This window comes from Pseudoxanthomonas sp. USHLN014 (assembly GCF_037153335.1).
In the GTDB taxonomy this organism is placed as follows: domain Bacteria; phylum Pseudomonadota; class Gammaproteobacteria; order Xanthomonadales; family Xanthomonadaceae; genus Pseudoxanthomonas_A; species Pseudoxanthomonas_A winnipegensis.
Genome location: NZ_JBBCKO010000004.1, coordinates 314,213 through 335,082, shown reverse-complemented (window position 1 = coordinate 335,082; position 20,870 = coordinate 314,213). Strand labels below are relative to the sequence as shown.

The following is a 20,870-nucleotide window of genomic DNA, read 5'->3' as shown; positions in this document are numbered from 1 at the left end:
CGCCCTGATGGCCGTCCCTCCCGCGACGGTGGGTGCGAGCGACGCATGTTTTCCCTGCAGACGATTTTCGGTTCCGGCCAGCAGTTCTATACCCTGCTCGACGAGGCGGCCGACGCGGCCCACGAAAGCACCCAGGCGCTGCACGCGATGATGAAGAGCAGCGACCGCCAGCCGGCGCTCAACGCCTTCAAGCTCGCCCGCCAGCGCGAGCGCGCGGCCTCGGACAAGATCGGCCAGGCGCTGGTGGACAGCTTCATCACCCCGATCGAGCGCGAGGACATCGAGGCGCTCGGCTCGGCGCTGCACAAGATCCCCAAGCAGGTGGAGAAGTTCGCCGACCGCTATTCGCTGGCGATCAAGCACCTGGAGCAGATCGATTTCGCCCCGCGCGCGGCCATGCTCGAGCAGGCCGCCGGCGTGGTGAAGGACATGGTCGACGTGCTGCCCAAGATGAACCTGGATCGCACCACGGCGCTGTACGAGAAGCTACGCGCGCTGGAGAACGAGGCCGACCGGCTGATGCTGGAGCTGTACCGGGACATCTACTCCGGCCGCCTGGACTACCTGCAGATGTTCCTGCTCAAGGAGTTCTTCGAGATCCTGGAGAAGGCCATCGACCGCTGCCAGGAAGCCGGCGCGGTGGTCTACCAGATCGTGCTGAAGAACTCCTGATCCCATGCGCTCGAACGCCATGCCGCCCGGCTCCGGGACTTCGCACGCCGGCCTTGCCGGCTTGTGCCTGCATCGCCCAATCCATGCCCCGGCAGGGGAGCGCGCGCCATGCTGACCCTGGTGCTGGTGGTGATCCTGGCCGCGCTGATCTTCGAGTTCATCAACGGCTTCCACGACACGGCCAACTCCATCGCCACGGTGGTCTCCACCAAGGTGCTGGCCCCGGGCTGGGCCGTGGCCCTGGCGGCAGTGACCAACCTGATCGGCGCGCTGACCGGCACCGCGGTGGCGGCCACCATCGCCACCGGTCTGATCGACACCAATGTGGTCGCCGCGTCCTCGCAGGTGATCCTGTGCGCGCTGCTGGGCGGCATCGTCTGGAACCTGATCACCTGGTGGAAGGGCCTGCCGTCCTCGTCCTCGCACGCGCTGATCGGCGGGCTGTGCGGCGCGGCCCTGGCTGCCGCGCACAACAACTGGGACGCGCTGATCTGGTCGGAGAGCGCCGGCACCTGGGTCAAGAACAAGGGCCTGCTGTGGAAGGTGTTCGTGCCGATGGTGACCTCGCCGATCGCTGGCTTCGTGCTGGGCGTGCTGGTGATGCTGCTGCTGTGGGCGATCATCGCCGGCATGGCGCGCGCGGGCGGCACGCTGCGCCGCCTGGCGCGCCCGCGCTGGGTCAATGCGTTCTTCGGCAAGGCGCAGATCGCCTCGGCCGCCTACATGGGCTATGCGCACGGCCACAACGACGCGCAGAAGACCATGGGCATCATCGCCCTGACCCTGATGGGCGCCCAGCAGACCGGCGCGCTGGACGATCTGCCGCCGTGGCTGGCCTTCCTGCATCCGCAGGCGGGTGCCGGCAGCGCCGATGTGGCGCTGTGGATCGTGCTGACCTGTGCGGTGGTGATGGCCGCCGGCACGGCCTCGGGCGGCTGGAAGATCATCAAGACCCTGGGCCACAAGATGGTCAAGCTGCACCCGATCCACGGTTTCGCGGCCGAGACCAGCTCGGCCACGATCCTCACCGTGGCGGCGCATTTCGGCATGCCGGTGTCGACCACGCACAGCATCTCCACCGCGATCATGGGCGTGGGCTTCGCCAAGAATCCGAAGGCGCTGAAGATCGGGGTGATCGAGCGCATCGTGTGGGCCTGGATCCTGACCATCCCGGCCGCCGGGGCGATCGCCTATGGGTTGCTGTGGGGGTTGCAGCGGGTGGGGTGGGCGTAAGCCTGTTGGCTTTGTGCACCGGTGACGGGAAGCTTTCTAGCTTCCCGTTTTCGTTTTTTGGGAAGGCAATAGCAACGGCAAAGGCTTTCGTGCCGCTTCGCGGCCCGACCTACTTTCTTTGCTCGTGCAAAGAAAGGTAGGCAAAGAAACACGCCCCGGGGCGGCACGCCTGCGCTGCGCGCTGGTCCGCTCCGGGGCGAGGGATTTTCCAAGGGGACATCCTGTCCCCTCGGAAAACGCCGCACATCCATGTGCGGCGCCCTGCGGGTCTTGTCCTCGCCCCTCCGCCGTGCCTCACGGGGATCTGAAAGTCCAAAGCAGAAGCAACCGCAACAGCCGAAGCCGTCGTGCTTTGGCTTTTGCTTTGGTTCTTGCTTCTGCTGTTGCCTACCCCCCTTGAGGTCGGGCGGAGGACGACGGGTCAAACCCGAAGGGCGACGCGCAGGACGCGCGTCGTTTTTGGAAGGGACATGGATGTCCCTTCCAAAAATTCCCGGCGGCCGGAGCGGACATTTGGCGGAGCGAAAAGCCCACCGCCCGGGTGTGTTTGACCAGACATTCGTCTGTGGAAAAGCGCTTCTTTGGCCTACCTTTCTTGCACAAGCAAAGAAAGGTAGGTCGGGCGGCGAAGCCGCACGAAAGCTTTTGCTTTCAGGAAAGCGCACGCCGTAACACCTAAACCCAGCTGCGGGGCAGGGCTAAACTCCAGTCCATGCCCCCCGACCTCTCCACCCCCGAAGCGCGCGCCACCGCCATCCTGAAGGCCATCCGCGCCGTGCCGGCAGGCCAGGTGGCGGGCTACGGCGAGATCGCGCGGCGGGCGGGGCTGCCGGGCCGGGCGCGGCTGGTCGCGCAGGTGCTGCGCAAGCACGGCGCGCCGGACCTGCCCTGGCATCGCATCCTGCGCTCGGACGGCTCCATCGCCTTCGAGGAAGGCAGCCGCGGCTGGCGCGAGCAGAGCCAACGGCTGCGCGCCGAAGGCGTGCGCGTGGTCAAGGGCAAGGTGGTCGGCCAGCAGGCCGCGGCCAGCGTGGACGAGCAGATCTGGGGCATCGGCTGAGTCCAGGCGCCGCGCCTTCTTCCCGGCCACCCGGCAGTCCTGGCTGACCTCGTCTTACGCGGGGCTGGCCCTCGCGTGCAAAGGACGCACCGCGCGTCTCGAGCCGCCGTTGCGAAGGGCGCCACCGTCGGCGCGACGCATGCCCAACCGACGGTCCGGCCCGGCCCTGGCACCCCACAGGCTTGCGCGAGCGCTCAGCCGGCCGCACGTATCATGCGTCCCGCTTCCCACTCCCGCTTCGAGGCCTTCGATGTTTCCGCGACTGCAGCCTGCGACCCAGGCGCTTCTGATCGCCAATGTGGCGATGTTCCTGCTGCAGATGGTGATGCCCGATGCGCTCACCGCGCGGCTGCTGCTGTGGCCGATCGGGGCGGGCCAGTTCTACGACGGGGCCGGCTTCATGCCCTGGCAGCTGGTCACCGCCGGCTTCATGCATGCCGGGCTGCCGCATCTGTTCTTCAATATGCTGGCGCTGTGGATGTTCGGCTCGGCGCTGGAGATGGTGTGGGGGCAGAAGCGCTTCTACACCTACTACCTGGTCAGCCTGGTCGGCGCCAACGTGCTGCAGGTGATCGTCGGCACGCTGCTGCTGATGCAGGGCCAGCCGCCGGTGCCGGTGCTGGGCGCGTCGGGCGCGGTCTTCGCGCTGCTGCTGGGCTACGGGATGCTGTTCCCCAACCAGCGCATGATCGTGTTTCCCATCCCGATGGAGATCAAGGCGCGCACGCTGGTGATCATCTACGGCGCGGCGGAGCTGTTCTTCGCCTACACCGGGCGCCAGCCAGGCGTGGCGCATTTCGTGCACCTGGGCGGCATGCTGTTCGGCTGGCTGCTGATCCGCTACTGGCGCGGGCAGCCGCCGTTCAAGCGCGGCGGTGGGCGCGGCGGCAACTCGCGCTTCCGCGTGGTGCGATAGCGCCAGGCGTAGATGCAAAAGAAAAACGCGGCCCGAGGGCCGCGTTTTTCATTGCTCAGGAAGCGAAGCCGCTCAGCGCCAGATGCCGATCTGCTCGGCCGCCGGGCGCACCATCGGATTGCCCGCCTTGCACTCGAAGGTCGCACCGAACTCCGGCTGGTTCTGCAGCGTGGCATCGCTGCGCACGGGGCCGGGGGCATGGGTGTCGCTGGCCTGGCGCAGCGTAGCCTCCTGCGGGGCGACCTGCTGGGCCCACAGCTGCGACCAGCTGCGGAAGAAGGTCTGCTTGGCGCCCGGGTTGGCGGCCGGCTGGGCGGCGCTGAAGGCGTCCCAGGCCAGTTCCACGCCGGACAGGTCGGCCAGGTCCTCATCGCGGGTCAGCGTGCCGTTGACCTTGGTGGCGGTCAGGCCCGGGTAGGCATAGCCGTTGTACTGGCTGGTCACCCGCGCGCCCAGGGCAGTCCAGGCGGTCACATCGGCCGGGGTCCACCAGTCGCGCAGCTGGCCGCTGGCGTCGATCATGCGGCCCTTGGCGTCGAAGCCGCGGGTCATCTCGTGCCCGACCAGCGAACCGAAGGCGCCGTACAGCGCCGACACATCGCGCTTGGCGTCGAACACCGGCGGCTGCAGCACCGCGGCGGTGACGATCAGGCGGTTCTGGGCCAGGTCGTAGGCCAGCGCCGGCTGCTGCGGCAGCACGTTCCAGCGGCGCTCGGCGTTGCCGCGGCCGATGCGCTTCATCTCCTCGCGGTGGCGCCAGGTGCTGGCGATGAGCATGTTGCCGCCGAAGCTGCCGCGGCCCATCGGCTGCACGGTGTAGTCCAGATCGCGCTTGGGCGCGCCGATCTCGATATCCAGCTTGGCCAGCTTGGCCTTGGCCTCGGTCTTGGCCTGCGGGCTCATCCAGGCGTTGCGGTCCAGGGCGCGGTCGAGCGCGTCGCGAACGCCCTTGGCGATGGCATCGGCCTGCTCGCGGGTGGTCTGCGGCAGGTAGCGCGCGGTGTATTCGCGGCCCAGCATCGGGCCGGCGGCGGTGTTGATCGCCTCCAGGACCGACACCCAGCGCTCGTCGGGCTGGGTCTTTCCTTCCAGCACGCGGCCGCGGAAGTTGTAGGACGCATCGCGCCAGGACTTGGCCAGGTACGGCGCCATGGCATCGCCCACGCGCCAGCGCAGGTAGGCCTTCCACTGCTCCGGCGGCAGGCTCTTGACCAGCGTGTCCAGCTGCGCGAACAGGTTGGGGTCGGCCAGCGAGACGGTGTCGTCCTTCACGCCCTGGGCCTGCAGGAAGTCGGCCAGCTGCAGCGCCTTGTACTGCTTCTTCAGGTCGGCGACCGGGACCGGCGCGTAGTTGTTGAACGGGTTGGCCAGCTGCTCCAGCGGGCGCGAGGCGGTGGCCAGGCGGGTCTCCAGGTCGATGACCTGGGCGGACTGCGCGTCGAGCTGGTCGGCCGGGGTGCCGGTCAGGGCCAGGATCTGCTTGACGTAGGCGCGGTAGCGGCCCAGCAGCTCGCGCGTGGGCGCGTCGCCGCGGGTGTAGTAGGCCGGGTCGGGCAGGCCCAGGCCGCCCTGCATGAAGTAGCCGATGTGGCGGTCCAGCGCCTTCAGATCCACGTCCGGGCTGAAGTTGAACGCCACCGGGATGCCGACCTGGTGCAGGGCGGCGATGGCGGCCGGCACGTCCTTGTTCTTCTTGATGCCGTTGATGCGGTCCAGCAGCGGCGCGATGGGCTTGGCGCCGTCGGCCTCGACGGCCGCCTCGTCCAGGCCGCTGGCCCAGAAGTCGCCCAGCAGCTTCTGCACGTTGCCCTGCGGGGACTGCATGGCGCCGTCCAGCAGCGCCTTCTGCTGCTGCAGGCTGTAGTCGCGCATGTTGCCCAGCGCGGAGATGGCGCCCACGCCGGCCGGCAGCGGGTTGGCCTTGAGCCAGTCGGCGTTGGCGGCGGCATAGAAATCGGTGCACTCGGCGCTGACCGCCGGTGCCTTCTTGGCGGGCGCCTTCTTCGACTTCTTCTGGGCGAAGGCATCTCCGCTGCCCAGCGCGACGAGCAGGGCCAGGGCGAGCAGGGAGGGCGTACGGGCGTGGCGCAAAGGCGTCATCTTGAGACTTCTAGGTGGTCGAAGGCGCGGATTCTAGCAATGCGCCGGTGATCGCCGGTGCAAGAACTTCGCACGCGTTCAGCGGTTCAGCTGCGCAGCGCCTGCCATAGGCCGACGGCTGCGAGGATGACCACGATCCAGGTCAACAGACCGACCACGGCTGCCACGGTGTCCGACTGCTCGCGACCGGGCCGCAGGAGGCCCAGCACGCCGTAGCCGACGCCCTTGATCAGGAGTTCAAGCACCAGTTCGACCAGCATCCGCCCAATGAATCGGCAGATCCCGCCAAGTGCGTCTCCGGCCAGGTCATCGAGTGGCATGGGCATCCCTGCGTGTTGCGGTGTCCTGTTGCATGGTGCCCGAAAACCCGAAGGCCCGGACGAGCCGGGCCTTCGGTGCAGCGTTGAAGCGGTGACGCAGGCTTACCAGATCACTACGCGCTTGTCGTCCGGGCGGACCATCGCATCGCCGGCCTTGCACTGGAAGGCGCTGGCGAAGGCCGGCATGTTGGACGGGGCGGCGATGGCGCGCAGGGACATCGGCGCATGCGGATCGGCGTTGAGGTAGACGATGGCCTGCTTCTCGCGCACCGCGCCGCGCCACACGCGGGCCCAGTTGAGGAAGAAGCGCTGGTCCGGGGTGTAGCCGTCGATCTGCTTGCCGGCCTCTTCCGGGTGCTGCTTCAGCGCGGTCTGCAGCGCGTCGTAGGCCACGTTCACGCCGCCCAGGTCGGCGATGTTCTCGCCCAGGGTCAGCTGGCCGTTGACGTGCAGGTCCGGCTTGCCCTCGATCGGGGAGTAGGCGTTGAACTGGTCCACCAGCTTCTTGGTGCGCTCCTCGAACTTGGTGCGGTCTTCCTTGGTCCACCAGTTGACGTTGTTGCCGGCGCCGTCGAACTGGCTGCCTTCGTCGTCGAAGCCGTGGCTGGCCTCGTGGCCGATGACCGCGCCGATGCCGCCGTAGTTGAGCGCGTCGTCGGCCTTGGCGTCGAAGAACGGCGGCTGCAGGATCGCGGCCGGGAAGTTGATCGTGTTGTCGGTCGGGTTGTAGTACGCGTTGACCGTCTGCGGGGTCATGCCCCATTCCTTGCGGTCGGTCGGCTTGCCGATCTTGGCGATGTCGTACTGGTAGTTGAACTTCTGCGCGGCCTGCAGGTCGCCGTAGTAGTCACCGCCCTTGATCTGCAGCCCGGCCCAGTCGCGCCAGGTGTCCGGATAGCCGATCTTGGGCAGGAAGGTATCCCACTTGGCGATCGCCTTGGCCTTGGTCTCGGCGCTCATCCAGTCCAGGTTCTCGATGCGCGCCTTGAGCGCGTTGCGCACGTTGTCCACCAGCTCGGTGGCGCGGGCCTTGGCTTCCGGGGTGAACACCTTGGCCACGTACAGCTGGCCCAGGCCCTCGCCCATGGCGTGGTTGACCGAGCCCAGCACGCGCTTCCAGCGCGGCTTCTGCTGCGGCTGGCCGGACAGGGTCTTGCCCCAGAAGTCGAAGCTGGCGTCGGCGAACGGCTTGCTCAGCGCGTTGGCGGCGCCGTCGATGGCGTGGAAGCGCAGGTAGGCCTGCCACTGCGCGGTCGGCGCGCTGACCAGCAGCTTGTCGAACTGGGCGAAGAACTTGGGCTGGGACAGCGAGAAGCCCTGGTCGATGCTCACGCCCTGGGCGTTGAAGAAGTTCTCCCAGGAGAAGTGCGGGGTGACCTTGTCGGCCTGCGCCACGGTGACGAAGTGGTACTGGTTCTTCGGGTCGCGCGCATCCACCGGCGAGAGCGTGGCGGCGGCCAGCGACTTCTCCAGGTCGAACACCTGCTGGGCCTGCGCCTTGGCCGCATCGGCCGGCGTGCCGGTCAGCTCGAAGGACTTGGCGATATAGGCCTGGTAGGCCTCGCGGATGTCGGCGTACTTCGGATCGGTGTAGTAGTCCTTGGTCGGCAGGCCCAAGCCGCCCTCGTTGGCGTAGGCGATCTGCTTGTCGGCGTGCTGGAAGTCGGCGCCGGCGCCGAACTCGAACACCTGGCCGTCGCCCTGCGCGTAGCGGTCGACGATGTACTTGACCACGTCCTGGTTGGTCTTCAGCCCGGCGATGGCGTCCAGGGTCGGCTGGATCGGGGTGTAGCCCAGCTTGTCGATGGTGGCCTCGTCCATGCCCGCCGCGTACAGCGCGCCGATCTTGTGCTCGACGCTGTCGCTGGCCGCGCTGGTGTTCTTGGCCGCGGCCTCGACCAGCTCGTGCTGGGTGTTGAGGCTGGTCTCGGCCAGCGCGTTGAACGCGCCCCAGCTGGTGCGATCGTCGGGGATCGGGTTGGCCTTGACCCACTTGGCGTTGACGAAGCCGTTGAAGTCGTTGCAGGCGTCGATGTTCTTGTCCAGCTCGGACACGTCGAAGGACGGAGTGGCCGGCGCGGTGGCGGCCGTGGCCGGCGGCGGCGCGGAGGCGGCCGGCTCGGCGGGCTTGTCCTGCTTGCAGGCGGACAGGGCCGTGGCGACGGCCAGGGACAGGGCGATCAGTTTCGGTGCGTTCACGTCGTTGGACTCACAGCCCGCAAGGGGCATTGGAAGGTGCCGCTTGGGCACGAAGAGGGCGAAGAAGCGAGGCGCCTGTGCGCCTCGCCGTGAGGGAAGGGGCTACCAGATCACCACGCGGTGCGCGTCGTCGCGGACCATCGCATCGCCGGCCTTGCAGGCGAAGGCGGCGGCGTAGGCCGGCATGTTCGATGGCGCGCCGATGGCGCGGAACTGGGCCGGGGCGTGCGGGTCGGTCTTCAGGCGCACGGCCAGCTCCTCGGGCTTGAAGTTGCGACGCCACACCGTGGCCCAGTTGAGGAAGAAGCGCTGGTCCTGAGTCAGGCCATCGATCTTGGGATCCTCCTTGCCGGCGTTGGCCGCCTGCATCGCATCGAAGGCGGTGTTCAGGCCGCCCAGGTCGGCGATGTTCTCGCCGAGGGTCAGTTGGCCGCTGACCTTGCCCTGCGGCGTGGTGTAGCCGTCGAACTGGGCAATCAGCGCAGCGGCGCGCGCCTTGAAGGCCTGGAAATCCTGCTGCGTCCACCAGCCCGGATCGTCGATGAAGTTGCCCGACGGCCCGAAGCGGCTGCCCTGGTCGTCGTAGCCGTGGGTCATCTCGTGGCCGATCACCGCGCCGATGCCGCCGTAGTTGAGCGCCGCGTCGGCCTTGGGATCGAAGAACGGCGGCTGCAGGATCGCGGCCGGGAACACGATCTCGTTCTGCTGCGGGTTGTAGTAGGCGTTGATCGTCTGCGGCGTCATGCCCCACTCGGTGCGGTCCACCGGCTTGCCGATCTTGGACAGCTCGTAGCGGTAGTTGAACGCCTGCGCGGCCAGCACGTTGCCGATGTAGCTGTCGCGGCTGGTATGCAGGCCGGACCAGTCGCGCCACTTGTCCGGGTAGCCGATCTTGGGCGTGAAGGTGTTCCACTTCTCGATGGCCTTGGCCTTGGTGGCCTCGCTCATCCAGTCGAGCTTCTCGATGCGTGCCTTCAGCGCGGTGCGCAGGTTGCCCACCAGCGTTTCCATCTGCGCCTTGGCCTCGGCCGGGAAGGCGGCCTTGACGTACAGCTGGCCCAGGGTCTCGCCGGCCTGGCGGTTGAGCGTGGCCAGCACGCGCTTGGGCAGCGGACGGATCTGCTGCTGGCCGCGCAGGGTCTTGTTCCAGAAGGCGAAGTGCTCATCGACGAAGGGCTGGCTCAGGTACGGGCTCGCGTCGTCGATGGCGTGGAAGCGCAGGTAGGCCTGCCAGGTCGCCGGGGCGGTATCGCCCAGCATCGCCGAGACCTCCTGGTGGAAGGCCGGGATGGCCAGCGAGAACTGCTTCGGCGCGGCCACGCCCTGGGACTCGAAGAACGCGCTCCAGGACCAGTTGGGGGTGAGCTTGTCGGCCTGCTCCAGCGTGACCGGGTTGTAGGACAGCTTGGCGTCGCGCGAGAGTTCGGTGCTGGTCTTGGAGACCTTGGCCAGGCGCGTCTCGAAGGCGATGACCTCGCCGGCCTGCGTGGCCGCGGCCTGCGCCGGGACGCCGGCCAGCTCCAGCGTGCGGGCGATGTGCGCCTGGTAGGCCTGCAGCTTGGCCTTGTTGTCGGCCTTGGTGTAGTACTCCGGATCGGGCAGGCCCAGGCCGCCCTGGAAGGCGTAGGCGATGTTGACGCTGGAGTCCTTGAAGTCCGGGCTGGCGCCGAAGCCGAACAGCGGGTTGCGCCCGGCCGCCGCTTCGCTGCGCAGGTAGTCGGTGATGCGCGCGGTGTCGCTCAGCCCGTCGATGGCGGCCAGCGTGTCCTTGAGCGGGTCCAGACCCTGCGCATCGATCTTGGCGCGGTCCATGCCGGTGGCCCAGAAGTCGCCGACGATCTTGGTCACGCCCGTGGCGTCGGTGCCGGAGGCGGCCTGTTCGGCCAGCTGCTGCTGCACCGCTTCCGAGCGCTCGCTCAGCACCTCGAAGCTGCCCCAGCTGGTGCGGTCGGCCGGCACCGGGTTGGCGGCCAGCCACTTGGCGTTGGCGTAGGCGTTGAGGTCTTTGCACGCCGCATCGGCCGGGCCCAGGTCGGTGGGCTGGAAGGCGTTGAACGCCGGCAGCTTGGAGACATCCACGGCCAGGGCCGGCGGGGCGGCCGGCGCCGCTGCGGCGGCGGGCGCGGCGGCCTCCGTGGCAGGCGCGGCGGGCGGCGCCTTGTTGCAGCCGGCCAGGGCGGCGGCGATGGATAGGGACAGCAGGAGCGGGGTCTTCTGGGACAGGTTCACTGGGGCTTCCGTTCGGGACTGGCGATGCCGGTGGCCCCCACGGGGGCGGGCAAGGGGGCGACTGTAGCTCGCCGGTCGGGGAGGCGCGGGGTGTCGAAGGTCATGGCCCGCGCCGCCGCTTCAGCGTGCGAAGGGCTCGCGCACGGCCACCAGGTCGCGGGTGGCGCGCAGCAACAGGTCGGCGCCCTGCAGGTCCTCGGCCTGCAGGCTGGCCAGGCCCATGCGCAGGGGCTGGCCGGCGGTGGCCGGGCCGGCGCGGCCCGGGCGGCCCTCCAGGTCGGCCTGCAGCGCGGTGGCGACCAGCGCGGCCACATGCGCCTGCGCGCCGCCCAGCAGCGCGGCGAAGCGCCCGGCGTCCAGGCGCGCGGCCAGGTCGTGCGCTCCCTGCGCGCGCAGGCGCAGGGCGCCGGCCACGGCGGCGGCCAGTTCGCCGCTGTCCTGGGCCGAGGACGCGCCGGGACGGATCTCGACCAGCAACAGCGACAGCGGCGCACGCCGGCGGCGGGCGCGGCGCACCGCCTGCTCCAGGCGCAGGTCGAAGCCGGCGCGGTTGGCCAGGCCGGTCTGCGGATCGGTCAGGCCGCGCTGGCGCACGCGACGCCAGGCGCGCACGCCGCCCGCGGCCAGGCCGATGGCCAGCACCAGCAGCGCCGGCATCGGTGGAAACCACGCGCCCGCCATCAGCAGCGCCCAGCACAGCAGCGCGGTCACGCCCATGGCCACGACCATGGGCGCCCACAGCCGCCGCAGGCCGGGCAGGCCCAGCAGCAGCAAGGGCAGGGTGACCAGCATGATCGACAGCAGCGCCTGCGCGCCGACCGGCATCGGCCAGATGGCGTTGCCTTCCAGCAACCGCGCCAGCGCATTGGCCTGGACGTCGAGCGCGGGCAGGGTGCGCCCGCCGGGCGCGCGCAGGCGCTCGGTGGGCGCGTCAAGCCGGCCGACCAGCGCCACGCGTCCGGCCAGCGCGTCGGCGCCCACGCGGCCGTCCAGCACGCCGGCCGCCGAGACGTGGGCGATCCGCGTCTGCGCATCGGGGTAGGGCAGCAGCACGGTCTGGCTTCGCACCCAGTGCGCCTGTGCTGGCCAAGCGGCAGGCGGCACGGAGGTCGCTGGACTCGTTGCGGCCGGCGTGCGGGCATCGCGCCCGGCCAAGGCCGCGAGCGCGCTGGCGAAGGCGGGCCAGCGCGCGTTGCCCAGGCCGGCGCGCAGCGGCAGGCGCCGGGCGATGCCGTCGCGGTCGACCTCGACGTCCACATGGCCCAGCCCGGCGGCGGCCTGGATCAGTTCGCCGGCCGGCAGCAGCGCGGTCGCCGGCTGCGGCGCCGGCGGCAGGTCCGGCACCACCGGCAGCACGACCCCGCCGTTGCGGGCGATCGCCTCGGCCAGCAGCGCATCGCCCTGCGGATCGAACAGGCTCGGCTGGGCCAGCAGCAACTGCAGCCCGACCGCGCGGGTGCCGGCGGCCGAGAGCCGGTCCACCAGCGCGGACAGTTCGCGCCGCGGCCAGGGCCACGGGCCGAGCTGGCGCTCGCTGTCCGCATCGATGGCGATCACCACCACCCGCGCATCGGCCGGCCGCACGCGCCCGGCCGCCAGGGTGTCGAACAGTGCGGCATCCAGCGGTGCGGTGATCTGCGAGAGGGTCAGCAGGACCACCAGCGCGGCGGCGCCCAGCACCGTCAGCAGGCGCGCGCCGACGCCGGCGCGACCGGCCAGCCACCGCCGCGCGCCACGGTTTGGGACGGAGCGCGTGTTCACGCTACGCTGGATCTTCCGTTGGGGATCGGCATGTCCGGAGCCTCGCGCGGGGTGTCCCACGATCGGCACGAGTGTATGCAGGCCAGCCACAAACTGTACAAGCCGTCACGAAAATCGCGGCGCGTGAGCCCGCCGCCCTGCGACGTGCTGCTGGTCGGCGGCGGCCACAACGGCCTGACCTGTGCGGCCTATCTGGCCCGCGCAGGGCTGCGGGTCACCGTGCTGGAGCGCCGCGGCGTGGTCGGCGGCGCGGCGGTGACCGAGGAATTCCATCCGGGCTTCCGCAACTCGGTGGCGTCCTACACCGTTTCGCTGCTGCAGCCGCGCGTGATCGAGGACCTCGACCTGCGCGGTCACGGCCTGCGCATCGTCCCGCGCCGGCGCGGCAACTTCCTGCCGCTGCCCGATGGCCAGTACCTGCTCACCGGCGCCGGCCAGACCCAGGCGCAGGTGGCCAAGTTCTCCGCGCGCGACGCTCAGGCCCTGCCGGGCTACGAGGCACGGCTGGAGGCCATCGCCGACGTGCTGCGCGCGCTGGCGCTGCAGCCGCCGCCCAACGTCACCGACGCGGGCTGGTGGAAGGCGCTGCCCGAACTGCTGCGCGGCGCCCGGCTCGGGCGCCGGCTGATGACGCTGGACGCGACGCTGCGCCAGGAGCTGCTGGACCTGTTCACGCTCTCGGCGGCCGAGTACCTGGACCGCTGGTTCGAGAGCGCGCCGATCAAGGCGCTGTTCGGCTTCGACGGCGTGGTCGGCCATTACGCCAGCCCGTACACGCCGGGCACGGCCTATGTGCTGCTGCATCACGTGTTCGGCGAGGTCGAGGGCGTCAAGGGCGCCTGGGGCCATGCCATCGGCGGCATGGGCGCGATCACCCAGGCCATGGCCGCCGCCGCGCGTGCGGCCGGCGCCGCGATCCGTACCGAAGCCGGCGTCGAGGAGGTCCTGGTCGAAGGCGGCCGCGCGGTCGGCGTGCTGCTGCACACCGGTGAGGCGCTGCGCGCGCGCTGCGTGGTGGCCAACGTCAACCCGAAGCTGCTCTACCAGCGCCTGCTGCGCGCCGAGCACGTACCGCCGGCCACCGCCGAGCGCATGGCGCACTGGCGCTGCGGCTCGGGCACCTTCCGCATGAATGTCGCCCTGGCGCGGCTGCCTTCCTTCAGCGCGCTGCCCGGCGAGGGCGATCACCTCACCGCCGGCATCATCCTGGCGCCGTCGCTGGACTACATGGACCGCGCCTACCTCGACGCGCGGGCGCACGGCTGGGCGCGCGCGCCGATCGTCGAACTGCTGATCCCCTCGACCCTGGACGACACGCTGGCACCGCCCGGCTGTCATGTGGCCAGCCTGTTCTGCCAGCACGTCGCCCCGCAGCTGCCCGACGGCCGCAGCTGGGACGACCATCGCGAGGAAGTGGCCGACCTGATGATCGCCACGGTCGAGCGCTACGCGCCGGGCTTCGCCGCCTCGGTCCTGGGCCGGCAGATCAAGAGCCCGCTGGATCTGGAGCGCGACTTCGGCCTGATCGGCGGCGACATCTTCCATGGCGCGCTGACGCTCAACCAGCTGTTCGCCGCGCGCCCGGCGCTGGGGCAGGCGGACTATCGCGGCGCGATTCCCGGTCTCTATCTGTGCGGTGCCGGCACCCATCCCGGCGGCGGGGTCACCGGCGCGCCCGGCCACAATGCCGCCCAGGTGATCATCGGCGACCTGCGCTGACCTGCCGCGAGCGCCGCGACGCGTGCATTTGGTGACAACCGGCACTGCCTGGGGTGGCCGGCGGCGTCCAGTATCGGCCGACTCCGCCGGAAGCTGCCGCCATGTGGATGGACTTCGCGCTCGCCGCCCTGCATCACCTGCTGCTTTTCGGCCTGATCGCCATGCTCGTGGCCGAATCGGTGCTGCTGTCGCAGCCGCTGGACGCGGCCGGCGTCGGCCGGCTGCTGCGGCTGGATCGGGGCTATGGGCTGACGGCCGGGCTGCTGCTGGGGGCGGGCCTGTGGCGGGTGTTCGGCGGCATCAAGGGCGCCGACTTCTATCTGCACAACCCCTGGTTCCACGCCAAACTGGGCTGCTTCGTCCTGGCCGCGCTGGTGTCGCTGTGGCCGACGCTGCGCTTCCTGCGCTGGCGACGCGCGCTGACCAGCGATGCCGCCTTCCTGCCGTCGCCGGCCGAGACCGCCCGGGTGCGCGGGGCGATCCGTTTCCAGCTTGGGCTGATCGCGCTGATCTTCGTGCTGGCCGCCGGCATGGCGCGCTACGGCGGGCTGCGGGTCTGATCGCGCGCGCTGGCCTTGTCTGATGGTCCCGCGCGTTGTCGTGGGAGACCTTTGATGAGACGAGGCAGCGCATGCGAGTGACAGGCATCGGCGCCGCGCTGGCGGTCTGGCTGGCGGTGAGCATGCCGGCCCCGGCCGCCGCGCCAACCCCCATGGCGCATCCCATGCCGCCGCAGGGCTGCCGGCCCGTGGCCGAGCGCACCGGTGAGGTCGGGTGCTGGATCATCGGCGAGCAACCGGTCGACCCCCTGCCGCAGCCGCCGTACTGGCAGATCGACCGCTTCCCCGACCGCGCCAGCGCCGAGGTAGCGCGCTCGCCCAACGGTCTGGTGCTCGAATCGCTGGACGAGGTCTGGCTGATGACCATCGCCGGCAAGGACTGGACGCCGCCGGCCGGGGCGACGCATCGCGCCAGCATCGGGCCGCTGCCGGTCGATCCGCGCCACGCCTATGCGGCGCAGTACATGGAGGCGGTGTTCACGCCCGGCATGGTCTCGCGCACCCATGTGCACTCCGGGCCGGAAGCCTGGTTCACGCTCAGCGGCGAGACCTGCCTGGAGACGCCGCAGGGCATCGTCCTGGACCGGCCGGGCGACACCGGACGGATCATTCCGGGCGGCCCGCCGATGGCGCTGATGGCCACCGGCGATCGGCTGCGCCGCGGGCTGGTGCTGATCCTGCACGACGCCACGCAGCCGGCCACGACCGTGGTCCAGGACTGGACGCCCAAGGGGCTGTGCGAGGCGCGGCTCAAGCCCGCATCGCATTAGTGCCTGGCGTGGGCCTTGCGTTTCGACGCGAAGCCCGTCGCCCGCATCAGCGTTCCGGCGGATCGGCGTCGATCACCTGCAGATGCACGCCGGTGGTGCGCGGCAGCACGCTGGCATCGGTGGCCACCAGCACGGTGCCCGGCTGCACCAGCGGCAGCACCTGGGCCTTGAACGCCTCGGGGATCACCACCTGTCGGGCCAGGTCCTCGGGCAGCGGCGCGCCGGCGTCGTCCTCGCTGCCGGGCACGCCGATGCCGATCCATTCGGGCATCGGCGTCGTCGGCGTCACGCTGCCGGCGGCCGGCGGCACATAGCCGGCCTTGACCACATAGGCGTGCGTGCCGCTGCGCAGGTCCGGGCCGCCCAGCTTGATGCGCGTGCGTCCGATCTCCACCCCGTCGCGGTAGACGAACAGGATCCGGTCGGTGCGGCTGAGCACCACCGACAACGGGCCCTTGCTCGCGCGCGACGGGTCCCAGCGCCAGGGCTGGCCGTCCTCCAGCAGGGGCATGTCCACGTCCTTGCCGGTGGACGGGTCGATCGGGCTGAGTGCGCCGGGGTGGACCAGATCGGCGGCCGAATGTCCCGCTTCGGCCACGACCACGACCATGCCCATGGTCGAGGCATCGAACAGCTTCTGCGCGAAGCCGGTCGGCAGGTGCACGCAGCCGTGCGATTCGGGGTAGCCGGGCAGGCCACCGGCGTGCAGCGCCACCCCGTCCCAGGTCAGCCGCTGCTGGTAGGGCATCGGCGCGCTGTTGTACTTGTTGGAGCGGTGGTCCTTGTCCTTCTGCAGGATGGTGAACACACCGGTCGGCGTCTCGTAGCCGGCCTTGCCGGTGCTCACCGTGCTCCAGGCCATCAGGATGCCGTTGCGATACACATAGGCGCGCTGTTCGGTCAGGCTGACGATCACCGCCATCGGCCCGGCGCTCTTGTCATCGCCGGCCCACACCCATTGCCCAGGCTTGAGATCGGCCGCGGCCGTATCGATCGGCCGCGACTGTCTGTCTCCCCAGAACGGCACCGCCGCCAGCGCCAGCAGCGGCACCAGCGCGATCAGACCCAACACCTTGGCATAGCGCCGCATCGTGGCCTCCTGGCCGTCCGAAGTGGCGATCAGCCTAGCGCGCGGCGATCGCGGTGCCGTGATCGGCCTTGGGCGCGCGCTGCAGGCGCGCCATCGCGCACTGGGCCAGCGACGAGCGGGTCAGCCAGGCCTGCTGCGGGTAGTAGGAGAACACGAACTGGCCGTCCTTCATCACATCGATGATCGGCTTGGCCATCGCCGCGCGTACCGCCGGGCAGCCCCAGCTGCGGCCCAGGCGGCCCAGCTTCCTGCCGGCCTCGGCGCTGACGTAGGGCGCGCCGTGCATCACGATCGCGCGGCTCATGGCCGCGTCGTTGAAGCCCGCGTCCAGGCCCTGCATGCGCAGGGAATAACCGTTCTTGCCCTGGTAGGTGTCGCGCGTGACGAACAGCCCCAGGCTGGAGGCGTGCGTGCCGTCGGCGTTGGAGAAGGTGGTCGGCACATCGCCGCCCGAGCCCTGGCCGTGCGCCACCAGCTCCTTGTACAGCAGCTTGTGCCTGGCCAGATCGAATACCCACAGCCGCGGCGTCAGCGAGGAGCGGCTGTAGTCGATCACCGCCAGCCGCTGCGCATTCGCCCCGGTCCCGTGGGCCTGGGCGCACTGCATCGCCGACAGGCCCAGCGCCAGCACCTGCGGATCGGCATCCGGCGCCAGCGCAGCCAGCGAGGGCGGCGCGTCGGGGGCGGCAGGCAGGGCGGGTGCCGGCAGGGCCGATGAGGCCCCGCGGGGCGAGGCGATGGTGGGCGAATGCGCGGCACCGGGCAGCGCAGTGACCAGCGCCACCAGCGCCGGAATCAGGACAGGCTTCATGGCGGGCATTCTAGCGAGCCACGGCGGCGCCTTCCTGACTGGGGGGCGCGGGCTCCGGATCCAGCCGCACGATGCGCCTGTCGGTGGCATGGGGCTCGGGGCGTTTGGGTTATTCAACAGGCTCACCGTCAGGTGCCGCCGGCGCGCAGATAGCCACCTTGTGAACTAAAGAGCCAAAAAAAAAAGACCGGCCCCTTGCGGAGCCGGTCCGTTACGTGACGCTCTGTTGCCTGCCAGTGATCAGAAATCGTAGCGGGCGGTGAGGCGAACGGCGCGCGGGCTGGTGTAGTACAGCACGCGGCCGTACTGCGGGTGCGCGGTCGTGCGGCTGCTTGCCGAGCGCTCGTAGTACGCGGAGGCATCCTGCGTGTTGAACAGATTGAGCACATCAGCCTGCAGGGTCAGGCCTTCCAGCCAGCGCGGCGTGTAGGCCACGTTGACGTTAAAGCTCGACGTCCAGGGCGTCTCGCCAGCCGCGCCACGCGGCGAGAAGTAGTAGCTGTCGCTCATCGGTGCCGCATTGGCGGGATTGTTCGACGCGGAGGTGGCACCCGGGACGCCGCAATAAGCGTAGTAGGCACCGTTGTACAGACCGGTCTTCGCATAGGGCCAGTAGCTGGTGCAGCTCTTCGGGCGACCACTCTGGATCACGATGGAACCACCCGCGCTCCACTCGTCGTTGAAGCTGTACGAGCCGATCACCTTCAGCTGGTGGGTGCGGTTGTTCGGCAGGCTGCCGTTCTTGCCGACCATCAGCTCCGGCAGGTCCCAGTCCTGGGTCACCGACACGTCCGCCTGGCCACCGTTGCCGGTGTCGGTGGACGAGTTCAGCTGTCCTTCCGCGTTGCCCCAGTTGTGCGACAGGGTGTAGGTCAGGCGGGCGAAGTAGTTGTCACCCTGCCACTGGACGTAGGAATCCAGCGCGCCGTACTTGCGCTTGAGCTTCGGGAACGGCGTGCCGAACACCTCGACGAAGTCGGTCTTCTGCTTGACCAGATTGCCCGTGCCGTCGTCCACGTAGAACGTGGCCGAGTTGTCGCCGGCGTTGAAGATGTAGCAGGCATCCGGGCAGATGTCGTCGATAGCGCTCTTCAGCTCGCGGTAGGTGCCCTTCAGGCCCCAGGAGAAGGTCTCGTCTTCCTGGCGATCGAAGCCAAGGATGTACTCGTCCTGGTAGTGCGCCTTCAGGCCCACTGCCGCGATGGTCCGCGGATCCTTCTTCTCGCCGCATTCGACGTTGGAAGAGAAGCTGCCATCCGGGCAGTTGTACGGGCTGTTGGCGCGGGTATACGGGATGGCCCGCAGACCCGTCGGGGTGCCATCGGCCGCGATCCCGGTGTAGGTGTAGTACTGGGTCGAGCTCAGCGAGGGGTTGGAGCCGCGCACCGAGACGTTGTTCGGCACGGCCAGGTGGTAGCGGCCAGCGTTGCCGTAGATCTTGAACGTGGAGTCCCCGTTGACGTCCCAGCTGAAGCCGATGCGCGGAGCCCAGTTGTTCTCCTGCTTCAGGTAGGGCTCGCCATCGCCGTTGTAGTTGGTGAAGCCGTCGTTGCGCAGGCCCAGCGACAGCAGCAGGTTCTCGGTGACGTGCCAGCGGTCTTCCAGGTAGTAGGCCTTCTGCTTGACCGTCGTCTCGCCGCCGTGAGCGTAGTAGCTCTTGCCGACGTAGTAGCCGGTGGTGCCGAAACCGCCGCCGGAAGCAGGCGAGCCCACGTAGTGGCTGGCGTCGATGGCGGCAGCCGGGTTGTTGGACCGGCTGTAGGTCCAGTAGTAGCCGCTCGGGCCCACCACGTTGTCGCCACGGAAGGAGACGGCTTCGAAGTAATCGTAGCCCGCGCGCAGTTCGTGGTCGCCCAGCGTGTAGTTCACGTCGAAGCGATAGGCCTTGGTGTCGTCCGCACCGACATAGTCGTAGGTCGGACCGTACTTCTGCGGGTTGGAGATCGAGGCGTACTGCGCGGGCACAACCGAGGACGACAGATCGGCGTAGATCACGCTCGGATCGTAGCCGGCCATCGGATTGGGATAGATGTCGATGTGCTGCTCGCCATACATCGCCGACACGCTCAGGGCATCGGTCAGGTAGCCGGTGTACTTGCCGACATACAGCCGGGTCTTGGTCTCGGGCTTGCTGGTGGCGTACAGCACATCATCGTGCTGCAGCTTGTCGTAGTCATACCCGTAGTAGCTGGCGTCGGTCTTGCTGTTGTCCTGGACACCGGTCAACTCGAGGATGTGGTTGTCCGTGATGTTCCAGTCGATCTTGGTCACCCAGCGCGGGTAGGTGTACTCGTACTCTCCCCAGCCCTGGGCGCGATTGGACGCAGAGATGGCCGAGGCACCCGACGCGGTCTTGCCCTGCAGGTTGCCGGTGATGCGGGAAGACGCACTGTCGATCTCGGTGCGTTCGGCATCGGCATAGATGAACAGCCGATCCTTGATCAGCGGGCCGCCTGCCCAGATGCCGTAGGTGAAGTTGTTCGACGTGTTCTTGCTGTTGAGCTTGTAGAGCTTGCCGTCGGTCCAGTTCTGCGGCGTGGTGTTGTACGCCGGGTAGTGGTTCTCGGCGCTCCAGTAGCCCGTGTCCGGGTAGTAGATGTCCTTGGCCTTGGCGCGCAGGGACTGCGGCGTGTAGATGGCATAGACACCGCCATGCCATTCATTGGTGCCGCGCTTGGTGATGATGCTGATCACGCCGCCGGTGCTGCGACCATATTCCGCACCGTAGCCGCCGGTCAGCACCTGCTGCTGCGCGATGGCGTCAAACGGAAGCTGCGTCGAACCGATCGCGGTCAGCGGGTTGGTGACCGGAAAACCGTTGATGTAGTACGCGTTCTCCGAGGCCGCGGCGCCGCCGAAGCTGCCCACGTTGGACGACGTGCTGTTGTAGGAGGTCGAGTTGATGACGCCGGGGGCGAGCAGCGCGACGCTGTTGATGTCGCGGCCCACCGAGATGCGCTGCAGCTCCTGTGCCGTGAACACGGTGCGTGTGTCGGTCTGGGACACGTCGATTTCGTTGATCGGGGCGCGCCCGACCACGGTCACCTTGTCCAGGTTCTGCGCTGCGGTGAAATCCACCTGTGCGCCGGAGTTGACCTTGACAAGGACGTCGCGGGTCTGGCCGCCCGAGGTGACCTTGTAGGCGCCCGCGGGAAGGGAGGCGATGGAGAAGCTGCCGTTCGCTTCGGCAGTGACGGTCCGGGTCAGACCGGTGTCGCTGACGATGGTGATGGTCTGGCCGCTGTCGGCCTTGCCATAGATGCTGCCGCTGGTGCTCTGCGCCTGGACCCCGCCGGCGACGCACATGCCCAGTGCAATGCTCAACGCGCTGCGCTTGATCGTCCGCGAAAGCGGGCGAATTCCCCTTATGTTGCTCATCTGGCTCTCTCTCAAGATTGTCTGAAGGAATGGCCGGCGAGTGTTCCCCCAC

The 20,870-nt window shown here is 69.1% G+C and carries 15 protein-coding genes; 7 read left to right on the top strand and 8 right to left on the bottom strand.

All coding sequences use genetic code 11. The features are described from left to right. Positions 1 to 45 precede the first annotated feature (45 nt). From WFQ05_RS10565 to WFQ05_RS10550, 4 genes are all read left to right on the top strand, one after another. The gene (locus WFQ05_RS10565) at positions 46 to 672 is read left to right on the top strand and encodes a DUF47 family protein (protein WP_130521232.1); all 627 of its coding nucleotides are present in this window, start codon (positions 46 to 48) and stop codon (positions 670 to 672) included. A gap of 108 nt (positions 673 to 780) precedes the next feature. Continuing rightward, positions 781 to 1,905: an inorganic phosphate transporter gene (locus WFQ05_RS10560; RefSeq protein ID WP_130521234.1), complete on the top strand. Its 1,125-nt coding sequence runs from the start codon at positions 781 to 783 to the stop codon at positions 1,903 to 1,905. Between the two features lie 712 nt (positions 1,906 to 2,617). Further along, on the top strand, positions 2,618 to 2,965 hold the full coding sequence (locus WFQ05_RS10555) for an MGMT family protein (protein WP_130521236.1): 348 nt from the start codon (positions 2,618 to 2,620) through the stop codon (positions 2,963 to 2,965). Between the two features lie 250 nt (positions 2,966 to 3,215). After that, positions 3,216 to 3,881, top strand: coding sequence for a rhomboid family intramembrane serine protease (locus tag WFQ05_RS10550; RefSeq protein WP_130521239.1), 666 nt, complete (start codon positions 3,216 to 3,218; stop codon positions 3,879 to 3,881). A gap of 72 nt (positions 3,882 to 3,953) precedes the next feature. Here WFQ05_RS10550 and WFQ05_RS10545 read toward each other — a convergent pair whose 3' ends face one another. The 5 genes from WFQ05_RS10545 to WFQ05_RS10525 form a co-directional block, all read right to left on the bottom strand. Beyond that, entirely contained in the window at positions 3,954 to 5,981 is a 2,028-nt protein-coding gene (locus WFQ05_RS10545) for a M13 family metallopeptidase (protein WP_130522943.1), read from the bottom strand. A gap of 86 nt (positions 5,982 to 6,067) precedes the next feature. Beyond that, on the bottom strand, positions 6,068 to 6,301 hold the full coding sequence (locus WFQ05_RS10540) for a hypothetical protein (RefSeq protein ID WP_130522942.1): 234 nt from the start codon (positions 6,299 to 6,301) through the stop codon (positions 6,068 to 6,070). Positions 6,302 to 6,403: 102 nt separating this feature from the next. Beyond that, the gene (locus WFQ05_RS10535) at positions 6,404 to 8,500 is read right to left on the bottom strand and encodes a M13 family metallopeptidase (RefSeq protein WP_337053763.1); all 2,097 of its coding nucleotides are present in this window, start codon (positions 8,498 to 8,500) and stop codon (positions 6,404 to 6,406) included. A gap of 102 nt (positions 8,501 to 8,602) precedes the next feature. Beyond that, positions 8,603 to 10,729 (bottom strand): M13-type metalloendopeptidase, encoded by a 2,127-nt coding sequence (locus WFQ05_RS10530; protein WP_337053762.1) that lies wholly within the window; start codon positions 10,727 to 10,729, stop codon positions 8,603 to 8,605. A 120-nt stretch (positions 10,730 to 10,849) separates the two neighbouring features. Then, complete coding sequence (locus WFQ05_RS10525; protein WP_337053761.1) at positions 10,850 to 12,490, bottom strand: CHASE2 domain-containing protein; 1,641 nt, start codon at positions 12,488 to 12,490, stop codon at positions 10,850 to 10,852. Between the two features lie 75 nt (positions 12,491 to 12,565). Here WFQ05_RS10525 and WFQ05_RS10520 point away from each other — a divergent pair, with 75 nt between their 5' ends. From WFQ05_RS10520 to WFQ05_RS10510, 3 genes are all read left to right on the top strand, one after another. Next, positions 12,566 to 14,209, top strand: a complete 1,644-nt coding sequence (locus WFQ05_RS10520) for an NAD(P)/FAD-dependent oxidoreductase (RefSeq protein ID WP_337053760.1) — start codon at positions 12,566 to 12,568, stop codon at positions 14,207 to 14,209. A 101-nt stretch (positions 14,210 to 14,310) separates the two neighbouring features. Next, positions 14,311 to 14,769, top strand: coding sequence for a DUF2214 family protein (locus tag WFQ05_RS10515; protein ID WP_337053759.1), 459 nt, complete (start codon positions 14,311 to 14,313; stop codon positions 14,767 to 14,769). A gap of 71 nt (positions 14,770 to 14,840) precedes the next feature. Next, a complete protein-coding gene (locus WFQ05_RS10510) occupies positions 14,841 to 15,539 on the top strand; it encodes a hypothetical protein (protein WP_337053756.1) in 699 nt (232 codons plus the stop codon). A gap of 46 nt (positions 15,540 to 15,585) precedes the next feature. Here WFQ05_RS10510 and WFQ05_RS10505 read toward each other — a convergent pair whose 3' ends face one another. The 3 genes from WFQ05_RS10505 to WFQ05_RS10495 all read right to left on the bottom strand — a co-directional run bounded on the left by WFQ05_RS10505 (position 15,586) and on the right by WFQ05_RS10495 (position 20,764). Further along, positions 15,586 to 16,629: a L,D-transpeptidase gene (locus WFQ05_RS10505; protein ID WP_307183967.1), complete on the bottom strand. Its 1,044-nt coding sequence runs from the start codon at positions 16,627 to 16,629 to the stop codon at positions 15,586 to 15,588. A gap of 34 nt (positions 16,630 to 16,663) precedes the next feature. Then, positions 16,664 to 17,440: a murein L,D-transpeptidase catalytic domain family protein gene (locus tag WFQ05_RS10500; protein ID WP_337053754.1), complete on the bottom strand. Its 777-nt coding sequence runs from the start codon at positions 17,438 to 17,440 to the stop codon at positions 16,664 to 16,666. A gap of 240 nt (positions 17,441 to 17,680) precedes the next feature. Next, entirely contained in the window at positions 17,681 to 20,764 is a 3,084-nt protein-coding gene (locus WFQ05_RS10495) for a TonB-dependent receptor (RefSeq protein WP_337053752.1), read from the bottom strand. Positions 20,765 to 20,870 lie beyond the last annotated feature (106 nt).

What these genes read in the sequence shown, in the direction of transcription:
- WFQ05_RS10520 (WP_337053760.1), top strand. Translation starts at nt 12,566, where the DNA reads ATGCAGGCCAGCCACAAACTGTACAAGCCGTCACGAAAATCGCGGCGC.
- WFQ05_RS10555 (WP_130521236.1), top strand. Translation starts at nt 2,618, where the DNA reads ATGCCCCCCGACCTCTCCACCCCCGAAGCGCGCGCCACCGCCATCCTG.
- WFQ05_RS10515 (WP_337053759.1), top strand. Translation starts at nt 14,311, where the DNA reads ATGTGGATGGACTTCGCGCTCGCCGCCCTGCATCACCTGCTGCTTTTC.
- WFQ05_RS10500 (WP_337053754.1), bottom strand. Translation starts at nt 17,440, where the DNA reads ATGAAGCCTGTCCTGATTCCGGCGCTGGTGGCGCTGGTCACTGCGCTG.
- WFQ05_RS10565 (WP_130521232.1), top strand. Translation starts at nt 46, where the DNA reads ATGTTTTCCCTGCAGACGATTTTCGGTTCCGGCCAGCAGTTCTATACC.
- WFQ05_RS10505 (WP_307183967.1), bottom strand. Translation starts at nt 16,629, where the DNA reads ATGCGGCGCTATGCCAAGGTGTTGGGTCTGATCGCGCTGGTGCCGCTG.
- WFQ05_RS10540 (WP_130522942.1), bottom strand. Translation starts at nt 6,301, where the DNA reads ATGCCACTCGATGACCTGGCCGGAGACGCACTTGGCGGGATCTGCCGA.
- WFQ05_RS10560 (WP_130521234.1), top strand. Translation starts at nt 781, where the DNA reads ATGCTGACCCTGGTGCTGGTGGTGATCCTGGCCGCGCTGATCTTCGAG.
- WFQ05_RS10550 (WP_130521239.1), top strand. Translation starts at nt 3,216, where the DNA reads ATGTTTCCGCGACTGCAGCCTGCGACCCAGGCGCTTCTGATCGCCAAT.
- WFQ05_RS10545 (WP_130522943.1), bottom strand. Translation starts at nt 5,981, where the DNA reads ATGACGCCTTTGCGCCACGCCCGTACGCCCTCCCTGCTCGCCCTGGCC.
- WFQ05_RS10510 (WP_337053756.1), top strand. Translation starts at nt 14,841, where the DNA reads ATGCGAGTGACAGGCATCGGCGCCGCGCTGGCGGTCTGGCTGGCGGTG.